The sequence below is a fragment of the Natranaerobius trueperi genome, assembly GCF_002216005.1.
In the GTDB taxonomy this organism is placed as follows: Bacteria; Bacillota; Natranaerobiia; order Natranaerobiales; family Natranaerobiaceae; genus Natranaerobius_A; species Natranaerobius_A trueperi.
In genome coordinates this window covers 1-527 of the sequence record NZ_NIQC01000090.1, presented here as the reverse complement: position 1 = coordinate 527, position 527 = coordinate 1, and the positions used below count along the sequence as shown (strand labels likewise).

The following is a 527-nucleotide window of genomic DNA, read 5'->3' as shown; positions in this document are numbered from 1 at the left end:
AAGATCTCATCTCTACTAGCTTTTCGAGCCTGTTTTGGAGTGGGGTATTTCCTTAAAAAAGCTAGAGAAACAGGTAGAGTTATTTTAGAAAACAGCTCAAGAGCAACAGGGTAATATTCTTTCAGGGTTGAAATCAGTCTATTTGTTAACCTAGCACTTTCTTTTATAAGAGCTTCTTGATCTCTGGTAAGCACTTTAAGCTCTTGAATATGTTCAGAATCAGGCTCTAGCTTATGTAAGTCATGGAGCTCTGATCTACCCATATTAGCCAGTATTTTAGCATCAATAAAGTCAGTTTTAGCCCCAGAAGCTTTTCGTCTAGCATCAACTAGCTTGGGGTTAACAGAATAAACAGTGAAGTTATTTTCTAACAGGTATTGAGTTAAAAGTCCGTGTTTAGTTTCAATTAAGCAGCAGAAGTTTTTAGGATTGTCATCGTGCTTTAGAAGTTTAGTTTCTAAAGTTTCAAATCCATCTTTGGAATGTTGGATAGTGAAGTTATCTAGTTCTTTACCATCGCCACTCAT

1 protein-coding gene is annotated in these 527 nt (G+C 36.2%); it reads right to left on the bottom strand.

Going from position 1 to position 527, the window contains the following annotated elements:
* The coding region (locus tag CDO51_RS13195; RefSeq protein WP_143824754.1) for an IS110 family transposase at positions 1-527 on the bottom strand (527 nt) is incomplete at both ends.